Source organism: Pedobacter steynii (assembly GCF_900103665.1).
Classification (GTDB): domain Bacteria; phylum Bacteroidota; class Bacteroidia; order Sphingobacteriales; family Sphingobacteriaceae; genus Pedobacter; species Pedobacter steynii.
Genome location: NZ_FNGY01000003.1, coordinates 121,521 through 146,654, shown reverse-complemented (window position 1 = coordinate 146,654; position 25,134 = coordinate 121,521). Strand labels below are relative to the sequence as shown.

Below are 25,134 nucleotides of genomic sequence, written 5' to 3'. Positions count from 1 at the left end.
ATAGTATATGTTAAGACATTACTTCTTTTTTTAACGATGTATTTAGCACTTTTGATTAATTTTGTTTTATATGGAGGACCAGTTAGTAAATATTTTGTATGTTGATGACGAGGTGCATAACCTCAATGCGTTTAAAGCGTCATTCAGACGATCGTTTAACGTCTTTACAGCAGAATCAGCGAAGGAAGCAATGCCGATACTGGCGGAGCATTCCATTCAGATTATTATTACCGATCAGCGGATGCCGCAGATGTCGGGTGTAGAATTTCTGGAATCTATTCTGGAAGCTTATCCGGACCCTATTCGCATTTTGCTAACCGGTTATGCAGATATCGCTGCCGTTATCGATGCGATTAACAAGGGCCAAGTCTATTTATATATCACAAAACCCTGGCAGGAAACGGAATTAAAGTTGTATATTGAGAAAGCTTTTGAAGTTTTTCAATTGAGAAAGGAAAATAAAGAGCTGACTAAAAAGCTACTGATCGTCAATGAACAATTGGAGTTCATGTTGCGTCAGAAACTTATTTCTTAACTCAGATATTCTTTTGATGATTTCTTTATTTTAAGGTGTTTTGGTAACATTTTAGTACCTTTTTGTGTAATTATTTAAGAATAAAATCTGATGTAATTTTTATCAATAAATAGTTTTTTTGTTCATAATAATTAAAATATATTTAACAAAAAAAAGGCTAAATTCTATGAATTCTGACACTTCCGCAAACGTTCTCTATGTTGATGATGAAGTCCATAATCTAAATGCTTTCAAAGCCAGCTTCAGGCGTAAATTTAATATTTTTACGGCAAACTCGGCAGTAGAGGGCAGACAGATCTTAGAGTCGGAAGATATTCACGTGATCGTTACCGATCAAAGAATGCCTGTTACTACAGGGATTGAATTTCTGGAATCTATCATCCCTGATTTTCCGGAACCCATCAGAATTTTGCTCACCGGTTATGCGGATATCAACGCCGTTATCGATGCCATTAATAAAGGACAGGTTTATCGTTACATCCAAAAGCCATGGATGGAGGACGACCTTAGGATTAATATTGAGAAAGCATTTGAGCTTTATATGCTGAGAAAAGAAAACAGAGACCTGACTGCCAGTCTTATTGAAGCAAACGGAAAACTGGAGAACCTGCTCAGGGGAGACCTGGACGCCTGATCAATTTTTAACCTAAAAGTACATGAGCAAACGGAGATTAGTTTTATGGTTACTACTCTCTTTCTTTTTTGTCAGCTGTGCTTATGGTCAGAATACTTCTAATAAAGGAACCGAATTTTGGGTTGCTTATACCGGCCACGTCGATGGTGTAAATTCCAGATTATATTTATATGTGACTTCTGATGTGAGTACGAACGTTTCTGTCAGTATTGGAGGAACAGCCATTCCCGGATCTCCGTTTTCGGTGATTGCAAATGAGATTACGCCCATTCTGATCAATCCTCAGTTACTGAATGTTTATATCGGGAGTTCGGATGTTATAGAACCGAACAGGGCGATCCGGATAGAAGCCGAAAAACCGGTAGTTGTCTATTCCCATATTTTCAGAGCGGCACGATCTGCTGCCACATTGGTGCTTCCTACAAAGGTATTGGGAAGAGAGTATTATGTTTCGGCTTACGTACAGAACGGCTATTTTGAGAGTCCCAATCAGAATCCAAGATTCGTTCAGGGCTATTCCGAGTTTACTATTATTGGTGTGGCAGACCATACTCAGGTAGAAATCACACCCAAGGCAGCGGAAAGGAATGGGCAACATCCGGCAGGGGTCACTTTTACGAAAGAACTGATGAAAGGAGAGATTTATCAGTACCAGTCTACCGAAGACCTGTCCGGAACACATATTGTATCTGTCGCAGGAGCTGGCAGTAGTTGTCAGCCGGTAGCCGTCTTTTCCGGAAGTTCCTGGGTCGGTTTTTGTAGTGTTTCGCAGGGCTCAACTCAGGGCGGGGATAACCTTTATCAGCAGTTGTATCCAACTTCCTCATGGGGCAAGGAGTTTATTACGGCACCGATGATCAATAAGCCCTACGATATTTTTAGACTCTATTTTAGTAAAGACAATACCAGCCTGACCATCAATGGGGCAGCAATCAATGCGGGAAGCGCGGGTTTTTCTCCGGGCCCATTGAAGTCTGCTTATAACAAAGGAGAGTTTTTTGAATTTAGTTCGAGTCAGGCAAATCATATCGTCGCATCAGAACCTGTTAGTCTTGTTCAATATCAGATCAGTCAGGGTTGTGATCCCCGGAATACCGATTCAAACAATCCTTTATATCCCGGAGATCCGGAAATGACGATCCTGAATCCTGTGGAACAAACTTTGTCCAGGATTACGGTTTATTCTGCTATGAGGAACCAGACGAGTCCTCAAACCCAGATCACGCAGCATTTTATCAATGTCATCATCAAGAATGACTTTATTCCTTCTTTTCGGATTAATGGTGTGGTTCCGGTTGCGCCATTTGTGCCCATTGCCGGGAGTCCTTACGCTTATCTTCAGGAAGATGTGACCCAGGCTTCGGCGATTAATCCGACACATACTTTATCTGCTGATGGGGGATTTTCTGCAATCGCTTATGGATACGGAAGAGTCGAATCCTATGGTTACCTCGCAGGTGCCGACGTCCGGAATCTTTTTCAGAATATTGAAATCATCAATACCGCAACGCAGTTGAAGACACCGGATGTTTGTATGGGGGCTTCTTCGGAATTCGTGTTGACTTTGCCCTATCCAACCAGTAGTCTGACCTGGATTATTGACGGTGTAGCCCAACCTGCTTTAACTAATCCGGTTGGAACACCAGTTGTTATTGATGGGGTTACCGTTTATACCTATCGCTATAATCAAGCTATGGTTTTTAATGCACCGGGGAAACATTCGCTGAAGGTAAAGGTTTTAAACCCGAGTCCTTCGGGTTGTGATCCCATGGAAGAGATCGGTCTGGATTTTGAGGTTTTTGCCCCTGCAGTGGCCGATTTTACAATGAGCACGCTGAGTGGTTGTGTCGGTACTGCGGTTGTATTTACCGATAAGAGTGATCCGAAAGGAAAGAACATCTTGAAATGGACCTGGGATTTTGGTGATGGAAGCCCGGAACTGGTGAGGGATAATGGTGCTCCGTTTGAGCATATTTATGCTACAGGTGGAGATTTTGTAGTGACATTGAAGATAGACAATCAAAATGGTTGCGGGCCCTCGCAGAGTGAGCCTAAAGACCTTCATGTGAACCTGGTTCCTGAGGCTAAATTCAGTTATTCAGGAGCTTGTGCAACAAAAGCAACAGTATTTACAGATCTTTCCGTTGCTAATGAAGGGAGCCTTAGCAAATGGCATTGGGATTTCGGAGATCCTGCCAGTGCTGACAATACTTCTGAACTTTCAGCCCCTGTGCATACCTATGCAGCAGCAGGAACCTATACGGTGATATTAAAGGTAGAAACGAGTACAGGATGTGCTCATAGTTATACAGCCCAGGTTGAAGTGGCCCCGCTTCCTGAAGTGGATTTCGAGCTGCCCGGTGCTTGTGTTAGTAATGTAGCAGTTTTTAAGAATTTGACTGCAGATGAAGCCGGATTACAGTACTTATGGGATTTTGGAGAGCCTGGTTCGGGGGCTTTGAATGCCAGCACAGACCGAGAAGGAAGGCACTTGTATAGTGCCGCTGGAACATATACGGTTACTTTAACCGTTACGACTGCCAGTGGTTGCCGTGTAGTAAAGGTAAAGGATTCTTTTGAGTTGAGTAGTTCTGATCCGGTTGCATCCTTTGAGCTCGTAGATCCCGGTGTGTTGTGCAGCAATCAGTCTTTTCAGGTAAGAAATACATCATCCGTGAGGATCGGCAAAATCCGTATTCTCAAATGGTATCTCGATGGAGTCTTGAAGGAGACTGATACAGATCCTGCATTGAATAAGGTGTATACTTTTAATTATGAGCCATTTTTGAGCCCGGAAAGTAAGCCGGGGATCTTAACGCTGGTTGCTTATTCCGGGACAGATGGTCCTGCTTGTCAGGATGCTAAAGATCTGGAGCTGATTTTTCATGCAGTTCCTGTTGCTCATTTCAGTATCTTGACAGAAGTATGTTTGAATCAGGATGGATTTCAGGTAAATGCTGATGCTTTGAAGAGCGGGGAGTCTGGCGTTTTTTCCGGGCCTGGAATTAGTACCGGCGGTTTTTTTGATCCATTATTGGCCGGGACGGGAACACATACGATAAAATACAAACTGAGTTCCGGCGCTGGCTGTATTGCAGAGCAATCGCAGGAGATTAAGGTCTTGCCCTTGCCGGAAATTGATGCCGGACCGGACCTGGTGGTCCTGGTTGCAGGGAAAGAAAAACAGCTGAATGCAAGGGCATCAGGATCTGATCTGGAGTATAAATGGACTCCGGCAACAGGATTGAGCAGAGATGATATTTTAAACCCTATGGTTAAGCCAGATCAGGATACGGAATACACTTTGAGCGTAAAATCCGGAAACGGCTGCGTTGTTACAGACCGGGTAAAGGTGAAAGTCCTGGATGACATTACGGTACCCAATGCTTTTTCTCCTAATGGAGATGGCATAAACGACCTGTGGAACCTGGAAAATATAGACAGTTACCCTGGTGCAGCGGTAGAAATTTTTAACCGTTATGGGGAAAGGGTTTTCAATAGTCAGGGTTATGCAAGGCCTTTTGACGGTACTTTTTCCGGAAAGGCGCTACCGGTAGGGACGTATTATTACCTCATCCGGCCGAATAACGGAAGAAAAGAAAAATCAGGAGCTTTAACTTTAATCAGGTAATTTAATTGAGGAAACTAGGCCATATCATCGCAGCAATATTGCTGGCCGGCCTTGGCGCCCACGGCCAGCAAAGGCCTCAGTATACACAGTACATTTTCAATAATTACCTTTTGAATCCTGCTTTAAGTGGCATCGAAAATTATACTGATATAAAAGTAGGATACAGGCGGCAATGGACTGGGATTGAAAATGCACCTCAAACCTCATTTGTTGCAGCGCATTGGAAGCTTGGAGACGACTATTTATGGGGCAATCCATTGTCACTCCCGGATAAAGGAGATGATCCCATGAGCAGGAATTATATGCAGAATTATACTGCTTCTCCAGCCCATCATGGTGTAGGGCTCATTGCAGTTTATGATAAAGCTGCTGCGATATCCCGGTTGGACTTTAACCTGACCTATGCCTATCATTTGCAGTTACAGCATGCGCTAAATCTTTCGGTAGGTGTATCTGCCGGATTTTCCAGGATAGGCTTTGATGCGAATTCTTTACAGTTTGAAGATCAGACGAGGGAAGATCCTGCGATACGGAATACCGTTATCAGTCAGTTTAAGCCTGATCTGGGATTGGGCGTATGGTTGTATGGAGCACGTTTCTTTGCCGGCGTTTCTGTGCAATCCGTGCTACCTCAGAAACTGTCATTTACAAAAAATACTGATTATAATTCAGGCAAAGAGGTTCCGCATTTATTTGTGACTTCCGGTTATCGGTTTTTTGTGGACGAAGAAATTTCTTTGACGCCTTCGCTGATGTTTAAGCAGGTTGCTGCAACACTTTCAGCAGATCTGAATATCAAAGCGTCTTTTAAGGATCAGTTTTGGCTGGGTGGAAGTTACCGGAAGGGGGATTCTTTTTCAGCTATGATGGGCGGGAATTTCGGTAAAATGCTAAACCTGACCTATGCTTATGATTTCACGACTTCCGGTTTAAATAAAGTGAGTAACGGAAGTCATGAAATCGTGTTGGGCATTCAGTTGAATAATGTATACCAGGTTTGGAGCGGACAGCGGAGAATGTGGTAGCTGTTTTACAGTTCCTTTCTTAAACGTGCTACAGGAATGTTCATTTGTTCCCTGTATTTTGCAACTGTTCTTCTGGCGATATTGTAACCTTGTTCTTTGAGAATTTCTGTCAGCTTTTCATCTGCAAGCGGCTTACGTTTATCTTCGTTTCCGATACAGTCTTCCAGAATTTTCTTCACTTCTTTGTTCGATACTTCTTCACCGCTTTCCGTTTGTATGGCTTCAGAGAAGAAAGATTTCAAGAGAAAAGTTCCAAACTCTGTTTGTACATATTTAGAATTCGCTACCCTGGAAACGGTAGAAATGTCCATATCAATTTTGTCTGCAATATCTTTTAAGATCATGGGGCGCATTTTGCGCTCATCACCAGTCAGCAGATACTCGTATTGGTATTGCATGATGGCGTTCATGGTCTTTAACAAAGTTTGCTGTCTTTGTTTAATGGCATCAATAAACCATTTTGCAGAATCCAGTTTTTGCTTTACAAACTGTACTGCTTCCTTGAGTTTTTTATCTTTTTGCGCCGCTTTATCATAATGATCAAACATATCAATATACGAACGGCTCACTCTGAGTTCCGGTGCGTTTTTTGAATTGAGTGTCAGGATTAAGGTGCCGTCATTATTGGAAACATGAAAATCGGGGATGACCTGCAGTTGTTTGGTCGTGACCTGATTAGAGTCTCCCGGTTTTGGATTTAAGCGTAGTATTTCTGCAATGATTTCCTTCAGGTCGTCACTGTTCAGTCCTAAAGATTTTTCCAGTTTATCGTAGTGTTTCCTGGTAAATTCATCCAGGTGATTTTCAACGATGATGATGGCTTTCATAATGATCGGGTTTGCCGGATCTTTACGCTTTAACTGAAGTGTGAGACATTCCTGAAGATCTCTCGCAGCGATTCCAGGAGGGTCGAAGCTTTGAATTACTTTGAGCATTTCCAACACATCCTCTTCTTCTACCATGGCATTTTGTGAAAATGCAAGGTCGTCGATCATGGAGGTGATGGGCCGGCGCAGGTAACCATCGTCGTCTAAGCTTCCGATAATTTGTTTGCCAATGATGAAATCCTGATCAGATAAAGGAACTAAATCAAGTTGTTCCTGCAGACTTTCAAAAAAGGTGCTCTCAATAGCGATTGGAGTTTCTTTTTTTTCTTCGTCATCATCGTTGTTATAGGAAGTACTATAGTCGTTTACATTGTCATCCTGTAAATAATCATCTACATTAAACTCATCTGTATTCTCTTCCTTGGCACTGGGATCAAAATCATCCGGAGTATCATTAAGATCATCATATTCTCCTTTAGGTTCCTCAGCAATCATTAAGCTGGGATCTTCAAGCGCAGGGTTTTCTTCTAATTCTTCTTTTATACGGGTATCTAATGCAACTGTAGGTACTTGCAGCAATTTTATAAATTGAATTTGCTGTGGAGATAGCTTCTGAAGTAATTTTTGTTGTAGATGTTGTTTAAGCATGTTTTGTAAAATAGGTATTTATGTACCCGCTCCAAAAATACGAATTTGGTTTACATATAAACTATCCCGACAAAGTATTATTGTGTTTTCGGCAAAGCCGATAAACTCAGGAAATCGGTTTATCTAATTTATATTTGATTGGCAGGTATGGTTTTAAACGTTAGGGACATTCTTCCAATATACTTGTTTTTTTATCAGAATATATTTGTTTTTTTAATTGTTATGAAGCGATTATGATCCTGATCTATTTTCATCCTCTCATTTTTATGAAGAAATTGTTGCTGTACTTGTTTAGTCTCACTAAAAAAAAGTGGCAATGACTGGATTAATGGCGTTTTTTAGAAATAAAGTTTATACTTTTATTACGATGTTTAAAAACTAAAACTAATACTACTTATGAGTTTTGTAAAAGAATTTAAAGAATTTGCAGTCAAGGGCAACGTGATTGACCTGGCTGTCGGTGTGATTATCGGAGGGGCATTCGGCAAGATTGTGACCTCCCTGGTGAATGATTTGATCATGCCTCCGGTTAGCTTATTGATTGGCGATAAAGGTTTCATTAACTTTTACTTACCACTAAGCGAAAAAGTAAGACAATTCGTGGAATCGAATCCTACAGCTTCTCTGGAAGATGCAAGGAAAGTAGGTCCTGTATTTGCCTGGGGTAACTTCGTAACAGAGGTGATCAATTTCTTCATTTTAGCCTTTATCATCTTCCTGATGGTGAAAGCAATCAACAAAATGAAAAGAAAACAAGAAGAGGCTGCTCCTGCAGTGGTGGCACCAACACAAGATCAGGTGCTTCTTACCGAAATACGCGATTTGCTAAAAAGCAAATAAGAAAGCAACGATTAAAAAGAGAAAGGGCTTTAGGAAAAATCATTATTTTCCTAAAGCCCTTTTTTATTGCTGTTTAAATCTTAAAAAGTTCTTTTTACTTTCGGGTCAGTAAGGATAATATAATCCCCAAGCTGCTGGTGTTTGCTCCAGTCGGGGCTGGCAAAATCATCTCCGGAGAAGCAGGAAATATTGGATATCCGCAATTTAGGCAGGTATTGTTTTAGTTTAGCCAGAGTTCCCAGTTTTTCATCACTATGAAAACGTCCGTTGACCTGGAAAATCTTTACTCCTTTATTGGCTTTATAGTATTTTGCTATTGACCAGGACATGCTGGCATCCCAAAGGTTTTGTGTCTGATAGATCTTCATTGGCCCCATGTCGTGTCCGCCAAGGGTTGCTATGAATTTGTCATAATATCTTCCCGTAGCGGTATCCACAGGGATCGGAGGAAGGAAATTAAGGGATGCGGCAGGAAATTGCTTTAAGGCTTCCAGTCCAGATTTGGTAACGGCATTGCTATATCTTGCTGCAGCATTTCCGGCAATTACCGGAAGCCGGCTGGCCTTGGCAAATTCAATCATGGGGCGGTAATCTTTATAGTTGTTCCAGGCCCTTGCTTCTTTGTTGAAATTCTTTTCCGAAATCAGGCCAGCCAGATATTCGTTCATCACAGGTTGTGTGTCGGTATGAAACATCTCTAAGGCCAGGGCTGTTTTGGGATAAGTGCTGCTCAGTTTTTTTAGCAATTCAAACTCCAGAATATGACCGATAGAATCATTATGTTCTTCTCCAAAAAACAAGACATCAATGTTTTTAGTGTCGGCTACCAATTCATCAATGCTGATGAGCTTCTGGTTTTTTACATCATATATTTTGTAATGCTGTTCGGGGGATTGCCCAAATGCAATGCAGGGAATCCAGCACAGCATTGCGATTAGTAATTTCTTCATTATCGGGGACCGGTTTTGCGGGTAAATAGTTAGGAATTCAAATTAACGGATAATTTTTACCGATTAAAAATAGGAGTTTACCGACTATTGACTCCTTCCGGAGTGATCTTCCTTTTAAAATGCCCATAACCTATATACATTTGGTTATAGAAAGCGCAACAGATGGGCTTTCAACATAAATGAACAGATAGGCTATCTGGAAACCATCACGATTGTGATCGCTTCATGGCCAACGAAAAGAATTGTATTACTGATGAAAATAAGGAATAATGGAAAAGTGGAAAGATTGTAACAAGAACAATAGCGTATGGAGTGGTTTGATTCTTCTCCTGATCGGTTTAGTGTTCTTTTTGAGGAACATGGATATTTACATCCCTCATTGGGTGCTGAGTTGGCATACATTATTGATCGTGATCGGATTGCTTGTTGGGTATAAGCGTGGTTTTAATGGAGGAGGATGGTTGATTATGGTATTGGTGGGTAGTTTCTTTACCCTGAAAGATATTCTGGATTTTGACTTCTCCAGGCATTTCTTTGCCATCGCTTTTATCGGTGTAGGTCTGTTTCTGATTCTAAAACCTAAAGGAAAAGGCTTTAACAGAGAGAAATGGGAGAAAAAAGGGGCTTACTTTAATAAGGATTTTACTTTTACAGAGACTGAAGATGTTTCCTCAGGAACTGCTGAAGCTAAGGAAGAGAAAAAGGAGAAAAAAGGGAAATGGGTGGATGAAAACGACATCATTGATTCGGTTACTGTTTTTGGAGGAACAGATCAGACGGTGTATTCCAAAAATTTTAAAGGTGGAGATCTGGTTGCTGTGTTTGGAGGCTGTAATGTAAACCTCACCCAAGCTGATTTTGAAGGCGTGATTGTGTTAGAGGTAGTCGCCATCTTCGGTGGGATAAAGATCATTCTTCCTCCCGGCTGGATTGTGAAATCAGAGGTTACCGCCATTTTTGGAGGTAGTGAAGATAAGAGGGGACCTGTAATTATTGCGGGCAATGAGGGCAAAATTGTGAAGATCACAGGAGTAGTTTTATTCGGAGGGATAGAGATCAGAAACTTTTAAAATGAATGCCGATGAAATGGTTTGCATTAAGATACATTTTTCAGATCATCAGTGGAGATGGAAATTATGCCTCTCAGTTTGATGAGCAATTGCGGCTGATCCAGGCCAAAGATGCCCAGGAAGCCTTAAATAAAGGAGAAGGGCAGTCAGGAAACTTTCACCGCCCGTTTCGTAACTGTAAGGGAGAACTGGTGAAGTGGGAGTTTATCTGTATTGCGGATTTATACGAGATTGAAGCACCCGGAGACGGATCTGAAATCGCCTCCGTATTACACGAGCCAGAAGATATGGCAAATTTTTTAGATGAACTGAAACGTCGGGAGGCGTTTCTGCATCAAAGTATATCCATAAAGAATCCTAATTAAAACGATTTTGACCAGTAGACCTCTAGCCAATAAGAACATTCAACGATTTGCCGCGGCCATATTTATGGCCTGGGTTGCTGTATTTATTTTGCTTTTTTATTATACGCTGAATTTTAACTGGTTCATTTCTGTGGCAGATAGTCTGATTACAAATGGGCTATTGGCATTGGCTTGTATGATCCTGAGCAATATGCTTGGTTATTATCAGCCGAAAAATGAAACCATTCTTTTCTTATTCGTATTGACCCTGATGCTTGCCGGTCTGATTACCTTTATCAGCAATGTTTCCCTGAGTTATCTTTTTGTCGATGAGGTCACTTATAAAAGCTTTCTGCAGTTGTCGCTCATCATTCGGTTCATCATCGTATTTGTCTTTTTAGCCTGGTGCGCCCTGGCTAATATATTATGGTATCGTTTGGAAGAGCAATCTGCTACCCAGGAACGTTTACTGACGGCGCAAAATTTATCTAAAGAAGCCGAATTGAATAAATTAAGGCATCAGCTGCAACCTCATTTTCTTTTCAATAGTCTGAATTCAGTGTACGCACTGACGATTATGAATCCTAAGGAAGCAGGGACCATGATCATGAAGCTGGCTTCTTTCCTGCGTGGAACTTTAAAAAGAGATGATGAGGTTTGGGTAAATGTAGGGGAGGAGATGGAGTATATTCAGCTGTACCTGGATATAGAAAAAGTACGCTTTAGTCATCGTTTAAATATTGATGTGAAAGTTGAGGAAGAAACCATAGATTTATGCCTGCCAGGGACCTTGTTGCAACCGATTGTAGAGAATGCAATTAAATTCGGTTTGTACAATACTGCTGCTGCGATTACGATTTCCATATTGGTAACGTTGGAAAATAATATGCTCGAGGTGACGGTTCAAAATCCTTTTGATCCGGAAATGAAGGCTGCAGGAGGGACAGGATTTGGGTTGACGGCTATTAAAAGGCGACTGTATTTGTTATTTGGAGATGAAAAATTACTGCAAACCAGGGCCACAGAAGAAAATATGTATATAACCACGCTTAAAATACCTCAGAAACAATGATGAGAACGATACTAATAGATGATGAATCCCTTGCCCGAGACATAGTAAAACACTATTTAAGCAGTTTTCCGGATATTGAGATCGTTGCTGAATGTAGCGATGGGTTTGAAGGGATTAAAGCCATTACGCAGCATCAGCCTGATTTTATTTTTCTGGACATTCAAATGCCCAAGATCAATGGCTTTGAGATGCTGGAGCTGGTGGAGAAGCATCCTGCGGTAATCTTTACTACGGCCTTTGACGAATACGCCATCAAAGCTTTTGAAGTGAATGCTGTGGACTACCTGTTGAAGCCGATCGAGCAAAGCCGGTTTGAGCAGGCGATCCAAAAATTGCCGGCGAGGTTAAACAGTAGCGATGCCAATACTAAAGAGCTGCTGGATTCGGCAGCGCTGAACCCGGCACAGAACAATAGGGTGGTGGTGAAGAAGAATGGTGTGATCAAGATCATTGCCGTTACTGACATTCATTACCTGGAAGCAGATGATGATTATGTGAAGCTGAGCACTACTGAGGGGATATTCCACAAGAACAAAACGATGAGTTTCTTTGAGCAGACTTTAGAATCTTCTCAATTTATTCGTATTCATCGTTCATATATCATAAATTTGGCGCAGGTGACAAAAATAGAACTGAAAGAAAAGGACAGTTATATTGTATTATTGAAATCTGACATATGGCTTCCGGTAAGTAAAACGGGCTATATCAAGCTTAAAGCGGCGCTTGGCTTGTAAGAAATCAATAAAAAAGAAAACTACCTTGAATTCTATTTGCAATTAAATAAAAATCAAGCTATATTTGCACCTCTTATTTAAAAAAATAGTCTAAGATATAATACAGTTATGAAAAGAACATTCCAACCTTCGCAAAGAAAGAGAAGAAACAAACACGGCTTCCGCGAAAGAATGGCTACAGCAAACGGTAGAAGAGTATTAGCTTCTCGTCGTGCAAAAGGAAGAAGCAAACTATCAGTTTCTGACGAACGTCGTCACAAAGCATAATTTTTGATTGCAGCACATTAAGTGTTAGCAGATCACAATATCTGCAAATTTGCGATCAAAAACATGAACACATTTAATAAAGAAGAACGGTTATGTAGTAGAAAATTATTAGATCTGCTATTTAAAGACGGTTCTTCTTTTTTATTATATCCATTTCGCGTTTCCTATCTTTTTGTTGATGCCCCACACAGCTTCCCTGCTCAGGTAGTGATCAATGTTTCCAAAAAGCGTTTCAAAAAAGCGGTGGACAGGAACCTGATCAAGAGAAGAAGCCGTGAGGCTTACCGTTTGCAAAAACAGGCCGAACTCTATCCCGCAATTGCGGAACGGGAGCAGTTGCTTATTTTTTCTTTACAGTTTGTAGGAAAGAAGATCTACGAATTCTCTTTTATGGAGAAGAAGATGGATGGCGCTTTAAAACGGCTGGTTAACAACATCAAAAATGATCAGGGCAGTTAAACAGGTCATCGGTTGGTTCTTCCTGCTGCTGATTAGGGCTTATCAGTTGCTTTTGTCGCCATTATTGGGGGCGCAATGCCGTTTTACCCCTACCTGTTCTCAGTATGGAGTAGAAGCGATAAAAAAGTATGGGCCTTTTAAAGGAGGATGGTTAACTTTGAAACGGATTGGACGTTGTCACCCCTGGGGTAAACATGGGCACGATCCTGTTCCTTAAGCCTGAGTATTTAATTTTATCTGATGACCACTATACTTCAAATCGAAACTGCTACACAAGTTTGTTCTGCCGCCATCTCTCAGAATGGGAAAACCATTGCGCTGAAAGAAGAAATGGCGAGCAATATTCATGCAGGTAGCCTGACTTTATTCATCAAATCTGTAATGGATACTGCGGGATTAAAGTATGAAGAGCTGGATGCGATTGCAGTGAGTAAAGGTCCTGGTTCTTATACCGGGTTGCGAATTGGTGTTTCTACGGCTAAAGGGCTTTGTTTTGCTTTGGATAAACCATTGATTGCAACCGATACGCTGCAGATGATGGCGGAAGGTTTTGCAACACAGCATCCGGAAAATAAAGGATTAATCTGTTCAATGATCGATGCCAGAAGAATGGAAGTTTTTACGGCAGTATTTGATCAGCAACTGCAACATATCTCTCCTGTGGAGGCGAAAATCATAGATGAGCAAAGCTTTGAAGACTTGTTGAAGGATCAGGTCATCACTTTTATAGGAGACGGTGCTGCAAAATGTGCCCAAGCGCTAAGTCATGAACATGCCCGTTTTTCCGAGCTGAATTTTAATTCTGCTTCCAATATGAGCCGCCTGGCTATGGAAGCTTTTGAAGCTGCAAAATTTGAAGATGTAGCGTATTTTGAACCTTTTTATTTAAAGGATTTCGTTTTAACAACCCCTAAGAAAAAGTAATATTTTCCTGATTAAGTCGGGTTTCCCTGAGTAGACTATCACCTTTTTCCTGGTGTTATAATGGTGTTATTGTGTGTTCTGAAGGATGCGGAGCAGATTTGTATAGGCATTGCTGTTGCTGAGGGGGTGACGACGGGTTGCCGAGGGGTTGGCAACGGTTGATAAGGCCTTTGACGCCGCCAACCCTTCGGCAACCCCTAATACAGCCCTAATCAGGACATAACACTATACAAATCTATAAAGAATTTAACGGATGCTGATTTACCAGAGATTTTCCAGTCAATTTGGTGGCAAATTCCGGTAATCTCCGGTAAAATCCGGCAATTATGCCTTGTGAATTAGCAAGTTAAGGTTGTTGTTGTTATATTAGTTTATAAAATTTTAATTATATAAACTATAAAGATATGGCAACATCAAGAAACAGGCTTCCGAGTGGAAAGCTGGGAAATACCGTCTCCTATGAGCTGAACGGTAAAATGGTCACACGTGGCATAGGGGAAAACAACAAGAAGCGGAGTAAATCGCAATTGACGGTGATGCAGAAGACAAAGGTTACCTCTAAATTTCTAAATCCAGTGATGGCTTTCATCAGGGTTGGATTCGAAATTGAGGCCAAACTGACTAAAGCACATCCACAAAACCCTGCGTTCGTGTACAATTGGAGGAATGCCACAAAGGGAAATTATCCGAAGATCAAAATTGATTTCGAAAAGGCTTTATTAACTAAGGGAGATCTGCCGATGTCCTTAGGAGCTAAGATAAAGCTGGTTGATACAGGGGTGGAATTTAGCTGGAATGGGGAGGCTGATCCGGAAGGAAGTCATTGGTCGGATCAGGTGATGATGTTGGCTTACTTCCCTGAGCTGAATATGGCTAAATTCGTTACAGCCGGCGCCGCAAGGTCTATTGGTAAAGATCTGCTCCCTTTATTCATCGAAAACAAAAAATCATTAATGGAACTCTATATCTCATTTATCTCAAGTGATAGAAAGCGTATTTCAAATAGTGTATACGTTGGGAAGCTATTTTGGTAATTGCGGTTAATTTGAAAAATTAAAATATGGGCACTTATAAACCAGGGATATTTGGTCCCTTCAACGGCACTGTCGGACATGTCGTTGCAACGAAATGGAAGGGAAAAGACGTTGTTAAAAACTCCCCCGAAAAAACGAATAAACAAGCAAGCCTGAGTCAGGTGGATCAACGAAGCCGCTTCAAGCTGGTTAATGATTTTCTGGGCGATTGTTCTGGTTTTATAGCCGTAGGTTACCGGGCTGTAGGAAAGAAGCGGATTCCAATAAATGTGGCACTAGCTTATCATTTAGAAAACGCAGTAACAGGCGTTTATCCGAAATATGAGCTGGATTATGCTAAAGTGAAGCTAAGCTTGCATAAAGCAATAGATCCGGTTGTAAAACCAGAATTTTTACTGGAAAAAGATGGGGTATTGAAAGTGAGCTGGCAAATGCCCAGAATGAGGAGTGTTACGACGAAATCAGACGATCTGGCTTACATTATATGCTATAATCCGATGAAGAGGAAATTCCTGGAATTCCTGGAAACAAGAAGAAGTGACTTGTCAGCAACGTTAGCCATGCCCGAATTTTACAAGGGAGATGCGTTGCTTTGCTGGATATTTTTTGTTTCGGCAGATGGAAAGTTTACTTCTGATACGCAGTATTTAGGATCCGTCATTTAGGAATTGTTTTAGTAGAATTTCTGCTTTTCGTGTTCAATTTTACGAAACGTTTCAGTGGTGCAATAGATTGAAGGAAAGGCCGTAATCATCAGTATTTCCTTCAATCCGTTGATGGCAATGCGTATGATGATTTTCTATAAGTTGCCTTGTTAATCATTTAAAATAGGAATATTGTTTTTTGCCACTCAACTACTTATCTTTAATGAGTGTTTTTATATGAAAATTAAATTACTATTAGTTGGTTGATAAATTATTCCAAATTGAGTTATTTAATTAAATACCTAATAATAGGTACTATGTGTATAGGAAGCGCTTCATATGCGCAAACAATTGAGTTATGTAGTAGAGGGCTGAGTCTATTTCCTTTGGGAAGCAAACTGAATGATACAAATAAATTGGACTTGCAAGATATTGACACCTCGAATTTAGAAGGAATGCTGGAATACTCATTAGCATCAGCGGGTACCGACAAAGAAGATAGCTACACGTTTAAGAAATTAATAGCTGGAAGATATATAGTAAGAGAGATGGAATCCACGTCATGTGATATATATATAGGCTTTACAAAAGAATATGAAATTCGACAAATAGTCATAAAACTCCGTGACTTTGATTTTTCTCATATCAAAGATATAATTAATCGTATTTATGGAACTCCCGAAGTCGAAGGAACTAGCGAGATAAACGGCGCTTTTTCTCATCAAACATGCGTTTGGTCTGGCGCCGATTTTGACGTCATTTTTTCCGGCTTAGGGGGAGATATTGGATTTTACTATCGAAGATCTGCGGAAGACATGGAACGCAAGTTAAACCGCCTGATAAAAGGTTTACATTAGCTTTGGTTTTTACAACTGATCCCGTAACGTTAGTTTCTTCATTGTGGTGTCAAGTCAGATGTTGGTTTGGGAAATATAACTGGTTTACAAAATTTTAGAATAAATAAGATGTTTAGCTTTTTTAAAAGAACAAAAATTGAGCCTTGGGAGATAGACTTTTTGAAGGCAGTGTTTTTGAAATTATCAAGTGAACGTAGCAATAAATTATATCGCCAGGTCGAGTCAGGCCTGTTAAAAGGTGTAATGGTAGGAATGGGAGATATTCCTAATTATGTTGGATTTACTTATAATTCCTCTTTTTATAACAAGTTTTATGAACCTATTGATGAAAATTATAAACTTTCGAATATTTCTGTTAGGAACGGTTATTCAGGGGAATTATTGTCGGTATCAGTGTATGTTGCTTTTGGAATGATAAATGGTTATTCTGTTGACAGTGAGGTTTCAAAGTATAAAATTGACAATTTGGGGATAGATACCAATTCTATTAAAAAGATTTTTATTGGGGCGGGTGGTAATTCGAAAATTACTTCATACTTAACGGAGAAAGAGCGAAAATTTATAAATGACGGTGATATTTATGCCACTGCTATAGAGAATAAAGATTATTACCATTTGAAAGAGTTGGAAGATGGAGATTTTATAGGTATTGACGAAAACAATATTGTTTATAGAATAACACACGATCCATTGGAAATCTTGCCAATCGATCGAAACAAGTTAGTAGAAATAATAGCTAACGAAGGCCGTTAAGAAATGTAGCATTCCGAACAGTATTAAGAATAAATAGGGAATCAATACGCCCAAACAAGTCATAGTGGGGGCAACTGGAATGGACTGTTTAAAATTATGCGACTGTTGGAAAATAGCATTCCACATCTACATTGATTTGAACCCATGTCTGCTTTTGGGAAAAGAATTTGTGTTTAGCTTTAAAAAAAAATAATTTTTAAGATGAAAGCAATTAAAAGTATAGAAAAAATAAAAGATATCTATAGCGCTTGGAAGCCTTCAGATATGGCGTTTATAAAAGCTGTTGAATGGTCAATCAATAATTTGGTGATCATCTTTTATTGTCAAGTAAGAAATTGTGTTGTCGAATGGCCAGATATGTCGAAAGATTTTTTTGAGATATCAATAACATTTAAAAATGTGGCTAATTTGAAACTTGATATTAATGGCATAGGTTTGCATCAAATTTCGGGATTCGATATTTTGGATATTTCTGATGACGGTTTAGAGAGATTCAATTTTCAAATTGAAGATTATGAAAATGATAGTGTTAATTTCATATGTCAAGAAATTGAGGTAAATGAAGTCTCCAATTCTCTCAAAATAAAAGTGGGTTAGGATGATAAAAGCCCAATCCAAATGAGTGAATAGCGTAATTAAATAATAGTATTAGGAAAATTTAAAGAATTTTATAGATTCTAGTTGCAGAAGAGCTTTTCAAAGGTTGGAAATCCATTTAAATAAATGAAATGAATGAATTATTAAATAGAACATTTAAGACTTGGGCTTATACAGTGAGTCATAGTTTTTTGATCTTGAGAAGCCCATTGAAATATCCAGATCGAGTGATATTCAGCGAATCTGAAAAATTTAATATTGATATAGAATTTTCTGCGGTTGCTTATTTGGATATTCCATCCATTTTACCAGGAGTTATTATTCATCAAATTGAAAATTCTATTCCGAAAAAATTACGGCACTATAGAAATAAACTAGGCTATAAAATATTTGAAATCACATCTGAAAATAATCAATATTATATTGTGGCTGGGAGCTATAGAGTTGGAAAGTCGAGATGGCTATCAGAAGATCGGATTCAGAATATGAATTTGGAATATGATGAGATCATAGCAACCTCACAGAATGTAGATTAGTGACATTATGGAGATATGCTTTGAGATTTTAATACCAGAAGAAGTGGGTTGTAATTTTTGAGCCCGATTGTGATCGTATAGATGAAGTTATTGATTTTGCTTTTCGAAAAATTGTTAAATCTTTAAACGTGGAAGCAGAAATAGAGGTAGAAGGGTTTGTGATGTGGTTTAATAGAGATGGTAAGTGATCTGGTCAATGAATTTGAGCAATTGAGAAGAGATTTAAAGCGTATATTCGTCTTCCCCTGGAAGAAGAAAAGTAATACTTCGTTAAATAAGAAAAAATGTCAGTATTGTCTTTTACGTTTTTCAAAATGCTCGAAGGAATTAGGATCAATAATACCCTTAGAGTGTCGATTTGGCCGGAGACGAATGAAAGCTACCTAATGCCCTCCCGATTTATAGAAGTACGAGAAAATAATGATTTTTTTATTGTAAAAATTGAAATACTAGATCCAGATAAATTTATTGGGGCTAGACATCTTGAGGAAAAATTCTTTTTCGGTCATCCAGGAAAAATTATTGGATACGGATTTTTAAATGAGATAGTGGAAAATGATAGCCGAAAAATAATTTAAATTCGGTCTGATCCTGAAAAGACTATGGGATTAATAACGTCGCTATCTTTTCTTAGAGAAAATACTGAAAAACTTTTTGAACAGGCTGGTTGGTTCATCTCCCAGACCTGGCATAGTACTGCTGTTTAGTGGATGTTCCACGAAGTTTCCTACCTTTATTGCCAGTCCGAAGTAAACGGCTGCGCCATTATAACCTTTTCCTGTTGTGGCATCTTTATTAAAATACCCTTGAGCCTGACTTACAGTTTTGAACAAGTCATCGGAGCCAAGGAATACTTCAAAATTAGGCGTTTGGTACATTCCCTGGAGCCCCATGAAGAATAGATTATTGAAATTATAAGTAGGAACAGCGGTTACAGAAAAGTTTTCATATTTGAATTTGTTGACGAATGCTGCATCTCCGCCCTGATAAAAAAGGTTCTTGGATACAATTATTCCAGGGGTATAGAAACCAAAGCTTTTGGAGAGCATAAAATCAGCTTTTGCATTGGTTAAGGAATAAAAACTATTGGTGTCTGGTGTAAGTGTGATGGCATCAGCAATGCGATTTTTCATCTCCTTATTGGTCTCTGAACCTGTAAGTGGAATTAATGCATTGATGTCCTTTGAATAAGATTTGCTGTTCCAGCGTATGAAACCAAGATCTTTTAAATTGGCCATGATAAATACCCCACTTTTAGCATTGTAGGAAGTTCCGAGACTGATTGAAGCACCTGGATTTCTAAAGCTGGGCATAAAAGTGTTGTAGGAGATTTCCTTTCCTTTGGTAAAAGTACCCCGATAACTTCCATTGAACGCAATATTCGTTACACCGGCTATATCCTTTAGTTCCGAGTCTGTGATGTCCAGTTTGTTGTATGTGGTTCCACTTAAAATACTGAGCTTGACACCAAAAGCTAATTTCTTCGTGTAATTTTCCCGGTAACTGACGCTGAACTGATGATAGGATTGGACATAACCATCATTGTCAAATGCACTTGAGGCCGGTGGTTGTGCGATCAGGCTCCTGTAATTATTGAGTAAATCCAGGGTTTCATTCGTATAATTCAGGTGAGCGTCCGTCCGGAGTTGCCAGGAGAAGCCGAGTTCTTTCTGGTATTTGTAAGAATTGAAAATCTTTAGATTGAACAAATAGACATTTGTATTTTGGGCAACGGTATTGTTTCCTTTTTGGCCCATAGGTAAAAGGCTATTGTCGGTTTTGTTCTCATTTATTGCCTTTCTGATGAAATCGGAATTGCCCTTACTCGCGGCATTTACCCCAAAATAAGGGAGGAGGAAGTTAGAAGCGAATTTTCTGGAAGAATCCAGTGTAAAGGTCTTTTGGGCAGGGTTTTCGAACCCGTCAAAAAGCGTTTTTGTATTAAATAATCCATACTGCTGTGCTTTTAAGCAATGAGCGGACAGGAGTGAGATGCAGATAATTATTCCCCTTTTTAACATGTTTTAAAATATTGCTTAACAAACTTGATGATTATTAATGATTTATGGTGAAGATTCTAAAATTCTTTTTCAATAACCAATGGCTTGCTCAACAGAATATTGCTTTGGAAAGTTCCATTGTCTCCACTTAACTGGTAAACGAAAGCTTCATATTCTTTTAGTCCTTTTTCTGATTGAAGGTGTTTCAGGTAAGGAAGGTAAATATTTTTAGTCAGAAGATCGGCAGAATTCCGATGGTCCACGTAGAAATTGAGGTTTGAATTGTTGGGCAGTTGATTGTTTACGTTGGTATAAGCGTGGGTATTGACCAATAATTTATTACTCCTGTAATCATCTAGAAAGGTCTGTATAGGAGCGGCGTAGTTAGAAAAAACCAGATAATTATCTATAATGACATAATAGGGTTTCTTATAAGCCTTAAATGGCATCCCAAAATACGTGTATAAAAGATCAGCTTCTTTAAATTGCTTGATCTCGTCCGAATAGTTGTCACTTAAATCAAGTAGCAACTGATTGAGCTTGTCGCCATTTGTAAGGTCTATTGCCGCCAGTTTTTCGCGGCTGCCCAATTGAAAATTTAAGAATTGGTTTTTGAAATACTTTGGAAAAAGTGCTTCCAGATTTAAATGGTATTTCAGGTTGATGTCTTCAATGAGTTTTGCCCTTTTTTTGTCTTCCTTACGGTAGGCAAACCAGGGTTCCAGTTTTTTTCTCCAGTTGGCATAGCTATCTACCGCATAGATGCTGTAGTTGGCCGTTTGTTCCGGAAGGATGGTGTTGATGGTAATCTTCTGTGGAGGAGTTTCTGAGAACAGCTGGTAATAGCTATGTGGATCGTTTAAATGCGTTGTGCCTGTAAATAAAACCCTTTCCTTACTGAAATTATAGCTGAATGATGCAAATGCGTCCTGATGGTCAAGAACAGCGGCTTCTCCAGTTAGTTTTCCGGGTACTACAGCTTTTAGTATTGCCGGAATGCGGTTAAAGTTCAGGTAAAGCTGGGCGAGGCTATTTTTGGAAAACCTGCTGCCCGACTTAATATAGGCCACAAAATTGTCGTCTTTTTTATCAAAGGTTTTCGATAGTATTTCTTTGACCGGCTGCGGAGTATTGGAAAGCAGGATTAAATGGTCTTTAACTCCTAAATAAAAGATGCTGCTGTCCGGTAAGGTGATTTTAGTCGTATTGCCGGTACTGTCGAGCAGAATGTTTCCGGATTTCATGGATTGGAATAATTGTCTTTTGCTAACTTCCGTTCCACTTTGCGTACTCAAGAGGTAATTGATCTCTTTTCCTGTTCCGGCCAGGAAACTAAGGTATACCGTTTGTTTATGGATGAGCTTGTTGATGCCTGGAGAGGATAGGAGAAAGGTTTTTAACGATTGCATCTGTTTCGCTTTATCTTCTCCAATGATTTCCTCAAAGTTGTTTTGTCCTTTGAAAATATCAAGAATACTTTTGTCATTCTCAAAAGAAAACACAAAGCCCGATTGGTTTACAGCAGCGTACAGACTGAGGTCGGAGGGGGCATGTTGCTTGTTCAGTTTTGAGAAATATAAATAAGCCATGGTAACAATGGCTGTCAGGAGTACGATGATGCTAACGAGGATCTTTTTCAAATCAGATATTTTTTTTGCCGTTGTGAAACTTAGCCAATCCTAAATTTGCAAGCGATAAGCCAGCGCAGGTTTTATTGTTGCTCCTACAAATTTAATTTAATAAGTTGGGATTACTAAGAAAATGCAACCAAGTTTCTTAAATTTGGAGGATTAAAAAAGCCGATTTTATGATGAACAGACGTATTATTTTAACCGCATCTCTATTTGGACTGACCGCTGTTGTATTGGGTGCCTTTGGTGCCCATGGTTTAAAGAGCCAGGTCAGCCCGGAAGCTTTAGTTATCTGGAGCAAAGGAGTGGAATACCAGTTTTACCATACTTTCGCTTTATTGTTCCTTTCGCAGCTCAGTCTGAATCAGCCGAAACTGATTAAGCTGGCATATGTTTTTTTTACTTTTGGAATTATCCTGTTTTCAGGATCCCTTTATCTGCTGGCAACAAGAGAGATTACCCAGATTGGTTTTACGCGCTTTATCGGCCCTGTAACCCCGATAGGTGGATTGTTGTTCATCCTCGGATGGCTGAGTTTATTTCTTGCAGCTTCAAAAAATAAGTAATGATGGCTGCTGATCAATTGGAATTTGAAGAAAGGGAGACCCTCTTCATAGAAGTCATCCTGCCTTTATCCCTGGCTAAAAATTATACCTACAGGGTTCCCTTCGACCTTAACGCGCAGGTCGCTGTTGGAAAACGCGTGGTGGTTCAGTTCGGAAAAAATAAGATTTATACTGCCTTAATCAAGAGCATTGGAAAAAATGCCCCTGAGGTTTATCAGGCAAAATATATTATTGATGTTGTTGATGATCATCCGGTCATTACTACGACCCAACTGGAGTTCTGGGACTGGATGTCGGACTATTACCTTTGTAACGAAGGTGAAGTGATGTCTGCAGCATTGCCGGCTGGCTTAAAGCTGGCGAGTGAGACGATTATCGTGCTCAAAGAAGAATTTCCTCAGGATGGGGAAGTCTTAACTGCAAAACAGGAAATACTGATCAATGCCTTAAAGATCCATAACCGCCTGACGATAGATCAGGTGTCGGCGCTCTTAGGTCAGAAAACCGTGTATCCAATCATCAATACCTTACTGGATAAGGAAATGGTTTATATCGCTGAAGAAGTGGTGGAAAAATATAAACCAATGCTGAAGTCATTTGTCAGCCTTCATTCTTTTTACCATGAAGAAGAAAATCTGAGACAACTATTTTCTGTGTTGGAACGGCAGCCTAAACAAATGAATGTTCTGCTTGCATTTTTAAAGCTTTCTAAGCAACAAAGTCTGATTCCTAAGCAACAACTTCTGGAGGAGAGTGATTGTGGTGAGAGTACGCTTAAAACGCTGCTGAACAAAGAGGTTTTTGTGATAGAGAAGAAGCCTGTGAGCAGGTTGAAAGAACAGGACGATGATTTCGTGATGAACTTTGAATTGAGTGAGACACAGGGACAGGCGCTGACACAAATTGAAAACGAATTTGATCAAAAAGATGTGGTTTTACTACATGGGGTAACGGCCTCAGGTAAAACGCAGGTTTATATTAAACTCATTGAAAAGGCCATTGAAAAAGGAGGACAAGTTCTTTTCTTATTGCCGGAGATTGCCTTAACCACCCAGATTGTAGAACGTATTCAACGTTATTTCGGCGATGCGATTGGGGTGTATCATTCCAAATTCAATAACAATGAACGGGTAGAGATCTGGAATAAGGTCCTGAATGGGAAATACAGAGTCGTTCTGGGTGCCCGTTCTGCGGTATTCCTGCCTTTTCAGGATTTAAAACTGATTGTGGTGGATGAAGAGCATGAATCCTCCTATAAACAGCAGGAACCTGCACCACGTTATCAGGCAAGGGATGCCGCGGTATATCTGGCCTGGCTGCATAAAGCAAAAGTTGTTTTGGGCTCTGCAACACCTTCAATTGAAAGTTATTTCAATGCCCTGCATCAGAAATACGGATTGGTAACAATGAGCGAGCGGTTTGGAGGGGTGGAACTGCCGGTTCAGGAAGTCATCAGCATTGCGGAAGAAACCAAAAAGAAGAAAATGGTTTCCTATTTTTCCAATATCCTGGTTGACGAGATTGAGGCTACACTGAAGCTCAATGAACAGGTCATCCTGTTTCAAAACAGGAGGGGCTATGCAACGATTCTCATCTGTGCGACCTGCGGTTATGCGCCTAAATGTGTGAATTGTGATGTGAGTCTTACTTATCATAAAACGAGCGGAAAGCTGCATTGTCATTATTGTGGTTACCATCAGAGCAGCATCAATGTTTGTCCTGCCTGCGGTTCGGTACACATTGAGCAGAAAGGCTTCGGAACGGAAAGGGTTGAAGAAGAGTTAAGCCTGATCTTTCCGGAAGCTAAAATTGCCCGTTTGGATGTAGATAGCACGAGGACAAGGAACGGATTGCAACAAATCATTTCCGATTTTCAGGAGAAAAAAACAGACATTCTGATTGGTACTCAAATGGTGGCGAAAGGATTGGATTTTGATAACGTGACGCTCATCGGAGTGATTAATGCGGATACGCTGTTGAATTATCCGGACTTCCGGGCCTTTGAAAGAAGTTACCAGTTGCTGGCGCAGGTGGCCGGTAGGGCAGGAAGAAGGGATAAGCAGGGAAAAGTAGTCATTCAGGCTTATGACGACAAGCACCGGATCATTGCGCAGGTGATTGAAAATAAGTACCAGGAGATGTATACGGACGAAATCAGGGAGCGAAGGGAGTTTCATTATCCGCCTTTTACCCGTATGATTTTTGTCAACATTAAACATAAAGACATGAACCTGTTAAATGTTGCCGCCCAACAATTTGCAACTGCTTTACGGGTGCAATTGGGGAACCGGGTTCTCGGGCCGGAACAACCTATGGTGGGCAGGATCAGGAATTATTACATCAAACAGATCATCATCAAAAGCGATAAAAACACGGCGATTACGAAAGTGAAATCGGTATTGAAGGAGGTTATTTTACAATTCCAGTCGCAAAAAGACTATAGAAGTGCCATTGTTCAGGTAGATGTCGATCCATACTAGTTTTATAGCGATTGATACTGTGAGGATTAGAATTTTGCCATCGAATATAGTTCAGGATTAGATTTCAAAAGCCTAT

General features: G+C 40.0%; 26 protein-coding genes. 22 read left to right on the top strand and 4 right to left on the bottom strand.

The genetic code is table 11. The features are described 5' to 3' along the window. Positions 1-70 precede the first annotated feature (70 nt). The 4 genes from BLQ87_RS08910 to BLQ87_RS08895 all read left to right on the top strand — a co-directional run bounded on the left by BLQ87_RS08910 (position 71) and on the right by BLQ87_RS08895 (position 5,825). A complete protein-coding gene (locus BLQ87_RS08910; RefSeq protein ID WP_074605814.1) occupies positions 71-535 on the top strand; it encodes a response regulator in 465 nt (154 codons plus the stop codon). Between the two features lie 166 nt (positions 536-701). After that, positions 702-1,169 (top strand): response regulator, encoded by a 468-nt coding sequence (locus BLQ87_RS08905; RefSeq protein WP_074605813.1) that lies wholly within the window; start codon positions 702-704, stop codon positions 1,167-1,169. A gap of 22 nt (positions 1,170-1,191) precedes the next feature. Continuing rightward, positions 1,192-4,800, top strand: coding sequence for a PKD domain-containing protein (locus tag BLQ87_RS08900; RefSeq protein WP_074605812.1), 3,609 nt, complete (start codon positions 1,192-1,194; stop codon positions 4,798-4,800). Between the two features lie 5 nt (positions 4,801-4,805). Continuing rightward, entirely contained in the window at positions 4,806-5,825 is a 1,020-nt protein-coding gene (locus tag BLQ87_RS08895; RefSeq protein WP_074605811.1) for a PorP/SprF family type IX secretion system membrane protein, read from the top strand. Between the two features lie 5 nt (positions 5,826-5,830). Here the strand turns inward: BLQ87_RS08895 and rpoN are convergent, their stop codons facing one another. Further along, a complete protein-coding gene (gene rpoN / locus BLQ87_RS08890) occupies positions 5,831-7,300 on the bottom strand; it encodes an RNA polymerase factor sigma-54 (protein WP_074605810.1) in 1,470 nt (489 codons plus the stop codon). 396 nt (positions 7,301-7,696) lie between these two features. Between rpoN and mscL the strand changes: the two genes are divergently transcribed. Continuing rightward, on the top strand, positions 7,697-8,140 hold the full coding sequence (gene mscL, locus BLQ87_RS08885; protein WP_074605809.1) for a large conductance mechanosensitive channel protein MscL: 444 nt from the start codon (positions 7,697-7,699) through the stop codon (positions 8,138-8,140). Positions 8,141-8,220: 80 nt separating this feature from the next. Here mscL and BLQ87_RS08880 read toward each other — a convergent pair whose 3' ends face one another. Continuing rightward, positions 8,221-9,090, bottom strand: coding sequence for a ChaN family lipoprotein (locus BLQ87_RS08880; protein WP_074605808.1), 870 nt, complete (start codon positions 9,088-9,090; stop codon positions 8,221-8,223). Between the two features lie 269 nt (positions 9,091-9,359). On the opposite strand from BLQ87_RS08880, the gene BLQ87_RS08875 reads away from it, so the two are divergent. The 15 genes from BLQ87_RS08875 to BLQ87_RS08805 all read left to right on the top strand — a co-directional run bounded on the left by BLQ87_RS08875 (position 9,360) and on the right by BLQ87_RS08805 (position 18,959). Further along, positions 9,360-10,160 (top strand): LiaF transmembrane domain-containing protein, encoded by an 801-nt coding sequence (locus BLQ87_RS08875; protein WP_074605807.1) that lies wholly within the window; start codon positions 9,360-9,362, stop codon positions 10,158-10,160. 11 nt (positions 10,161-10,171) lie between these two features. Further along, the gene (locus BLQ87_RS08870; RefSeq protein WP_172664771.1) at positions 10,172-10,525 is read left to right on the top strand and encodes a DUF4288 domain-containing protein; all 354 of its coding nucleotides are present in this window, start codon (positions 10,172-10,174) and stop codon (positions 10,523-10,525) included. 7 nt (positions 10,526-10,532) lie between these two features. Then, positions 10,533-11,576 (top strand): sensor histidine kinase, encoded by a 1,044-nt coding sequence (locus tag BLQ87_RS08865; RefSeq protein ID WP_245723824.1) that lies wholly within the window; start codon positions 10,533-10,535, stop codon positions 11,574-11,576. Then, a complete protein-coding gene (locus BLQ87_RS08860; protein ID WP_074605804.1) occupies positions 11,573-12,310 on the top strand; it encodes a LytR/AlgR family response regulator transcription factor in 738 nt (245 codons plus the stop codon). The genes BLQ87_RS08865 and BLQ87_RS08860 overlap by 4 nt, the downstream gene beginning before the upstream one ends. A 108-nt stretch (positions 12,311-12,418) precedes the next feature. Next, on the top strand, positions 12,419-12,577 hold the full coding sequence (gene rpmH, locus BLQ87_RS08855) for a 50S ribosomal protein L34 (protein ID WP_073232865.1): 159 nt from the start codon (positions 12,419-12,421) through the stop codon (positions 12,575-12,577). 63 nt (positions 12,578-12,640) lie between these two features. Then, positions 12,641-13,036 carry a ribonuclease P protein component gene (locus BLQ87_RS08850; protein ID WP_074606889.1) on the top strand — a complete coding sequence of 132 codons (396 nt, stop codon included), beginning with the start codon at positions 12,641-12,643 and terminating at the stop codon, positions 13,034-13,036. Beyond that, positions 13,020-13,253, top strand: a complete 234-nt coding sequence (gene yidD / locus BLQ87_RS08845; RefSeq protein ID WP_074605803.1) for a membrane protein insertion efficiency factor YidD — start codon at positions 13,020-13,022, stop codon at positions 13,251-13,253. Before BLQ87_RS08850 ends, yidD begins: the two co-directional genes overlap by 17 nt. Before the next feature lie 23 nt (positions 13,254-13,276). Then, positions 13,277-13,960, top strand: a complete 684-nt coding sequence (gene tsaB, locus BLQ87_RS08840; protein ID WP_074605802.1) for a tRNA (adenosine(37)-N6)-threonylcarbamoyltransferase complex dimerization subunit type 1 TsaB — start codon at positions 13,277-13,279, stop codon at positions 13,958-13,960. A 404-nt stretch (positions 13,961-14,364) separates the two neighbouring features. Then, positions 14,365-14,994: a DUF6266 family protein gene (locus BLQ87_RS08835; protein ID WP_074605801.1), complete on the top strand. Its 630-nt coding sequence runs from the start codon at positions 14,365-14,367 to the stop codon at positions 14,992-14,994. A 26-nt stretch (positions 14,995-15,020) separates the two neighbouring features. Then, on the top strand, positions 15,021-15,659 hold the full coding sequence (locus BLQ87_RS08830) for a DUF6266 family protein (RefSeq protein ID WP_074605800.1): 639 nt from the start codon (positions 15,021-15,023) through the stop codon (positions 15,657-15,659). A gap of 260 nt (positions 15,660-15,919) precedes the next feature. Further along, a complete protein-coding gene (locus BLQ87_RS08825) occupies positions 15,920-16,495 on the top strand; it encodes a hypothetical protein (protein ID WP_143010391.1) in 576 nt (191 codons plus the stop codon). A gap of 66 nt (positions 16,496-16,561) precedes the next feature. Next, positions 16,562-17,248 (top strand): hypothetical protein, encoded by a 687-nt coding sequence (locus tag BLQ87_RS08820; RefSeq protein WP_143010390.1) that lies wholly within the window; start codon positions 16,562-16,564, stop codon positions 17,246-17,248. A gap of 201 nt (positions 17,249-17,449) precedes the next feature. Next, positions 17,450-17,845 carry a hypothetical protein gene (locus BLQ87_RS08815; RefSeq protein ID WP_074605797.1) on the top strand — a complete coding sequence of 132 codons (396 nt, stop codon included), beginning with the start codon at positions 17,450-17,452 and terminating at the stop codon, positions 17,843-17,845. A gap of 131 nt (positions 17,846-17,976) precedes the next feature. After that, entirely contained in the window at positions 17,977-18,381 is a 405-nt protein-coding gene (locus tag BLQ87_RS08810; RefSeq protein WP_074605796.1) for a hypothetical protein, read from the top strand. 284 nt (positions 18,382-18,665) lie between these two features. Further along, positions 18,666-18,959 (top strand): hypothetical protein, encoded by a 294-nt coding sequence (locus tag BLQ87_RS08805; RefSeq protein ID WP_143010389.1) that lies wholly within the window; start codon positions 18,666-18,668, stop codon positions 18,957-18,959. 42 nt (positions 18,960-19,001) lie between these two features. Here the strand turns inward: BLQ87_RS08805 and BLQ87_RS08800 are convergent, their stop codons facing one another. After that, positions 19,002-20,402: a DUF5723 family protein gene (locus BLQ87_RS08800; RefSeq protein ID WP_074605794.1), complete on the bottom strand. Its 1,401-nt coding sequence runs from the start codon at positions 20,400-20,402 to the stop codon at positions 19,002-19,004. A 56-nt stretch (positions 20,403-20,458) separates the two neighbouring features. After that, a complete protein-coding gene (locus BLQ87_RS08795) occupies positions 20,459-22,021 on the bottom strand; it encodes a hypothetical protein (RefSeq protein WP_143010388.1) in 1,563 nt (520 codons plus the stop codon). A gap of 170 nt (positions 22,022-22,191) precedes the next feature. On the opposite strand from BLQ87_RS08795, the gene BLQ87_RS08790 reads away from it, so the two are divergent. Then, the gene (locus BLQ87_RS08790) at positions 22,192-22,578 is read left to right on the top strand and encodes a DUF423 domain-containing protein (protein WP_074606887.1); all 387 of its coding nucleotides are present in this window, start codon (positions 22,192-22,194) and stop codon (positions 22,576-22,578) included. Positions 22,579-22,580: 2 nt separating this feature from the next. Further along, positions 22,581-25,058, top strand: a complete 2,478-nt coding sequence (priA, locus tag BLQ87_RS08785) for a replication restart helicase PriA (protein WP_083361821.1) — start codon at positions 22,581-22,583, stop codon at positions 25,056-25,058. Positions 25,059-25,134: the final 76 nt, after the last annotated feature.

Coding starts and splice junctions, on each gene's coding strand:
- BLQ87_RS08790 (WP_074606887.1), top strand. CDS start 22,192: ATGAACAGACGTATTATTTTAACCGCATCTCTATTTGGACTGACCGCT.
- BLQ87_RS08805 (WP_143010389.1), top strand. CDS start 18,666: ATGTCAGTATTGTCTTTTACGTTTTTCAAAATGCTCGAAGGAATTAGG.
- BLQ87_RS08830 (WP_074605800.1), top strand. CDS start 15,021: ATGGGCACTTATAAACCAGGGATATTTGGTCCCTTCAACGGCACTGTC.
- BLQ87_RS08870 (WP_172664771.1), top strand. CDS start 10,172: ATGAAATGGTTTGCATTAAGATACATTTTTCAGATCATCAGTGGAGAT.
- BLQ87_RS08875 (WP_074605807.1), top strand. CDS start 9,360: ATGGAAAAGTGGAAAGATTGTAACAAGAACAATAGCGTATGGAGTGGT.
- yidD (WP_074605803.1), top strand. CDS start 13,020: ATGATCAGGGCAGTTAAACAGGTCATCGGTTGGTTCTTCCTGCTGCTG.
- BLQ87_RS08815 (WP_074605797.1), top strand. CDS start 17,450: ATGAAAGCAATTAAAAGTATAGAAAAAATAAAAGATATCTATAGCGCT.
- rpmH (WP_073232865.1), top strand. CDS start 12,419: ATGAAAAGAACATTCCAACCTTCGCAAAGAAAGAGAAGAAACAAACAC.
- BLQ87_RS08900 (WP_074605812.1), top strand. CDS start 1,192: ATGAGCAAACGGAGATTAGTTTTATGGTTACTACTCTCTTTCTTTTTT.
- priA (WP_083361821.1), top strand. CDS start 22,581: ATGGCTGCTGATCAATTGGAATTTGAAGAAAGGGAGACCCTCTTCATA.
- BLQ87_RS08835 (WP_074605801.1), top strand. CDS start 14,365: ATGGCAACATCAAGAAACAGGCTTCCGAGTGGAAAGCTGGGAAATACC.
- BLQ87_RS08905 (WP_074605813.1), top strand. CDS start 702: ATGAATTCTGACACTTCCGCAAACGTTCTCTATGTTGATGATGAAGTC.
- rpoN (WP_074605810.1), bottom strand. CDS start 7,300: ATGCTTAAACAACATCTACAACAAAAATTACTTCAGAAGCTATCTCCA.
- BLQ87_RS08860 (WP_074605804.1), top strand. CDS start 11,573: ATGATGAGAACGATACTAATAGATGATGAATCCCTTGCCCGAGACATA.
- BLQ87_RS08880 (WP_074605808.1), bottom strand. CDS start 9,090: ATGAAGAAATTACTAATCGCAATGCTGTGCTGGATTCCCTGCATTGCA.
- mscL (WP_074605809.1), top strand. CDS start 7,697: ATGAGTTTTGTAAAAGAATTTAAAGAATTTGCAGTCAAGGGCAACGTG.
- BLQ87_RS08800 (WP_074605794.1), bottom strand. CDS start 20,402: ATGTTAAAAAGGGGAATAATTATCTGCATCTCACTCCTGTCCGCTCAT.
- tsaB (WP_074605802.1), top strand. CDS start 13,277: ATGACCACTATACTTCAAATCGAAACTGCTACACAAGTTTGTTCTGCC.
- BLQ87_RS08910 (WP_074605814.1), top strand. CDS start 71: ATGGAGGACCAGTTAGTAAATATTTTGTATGTTGATGACGAGGTGCAT.
- BLQ87_RS08850 (WP_074606889.1), top strand. CDS start 12,641: ATGAACACATTTAATAAAGAAGAACGGTTATGTAGTAGAAAATTATTA.
- BLQ87_RS08810 (WP_074605796.1), top strand. CDS start 17,977: ATGAATGAATTATTAAATAGAACATTTAAGACTTGGGCTTATACAGTG.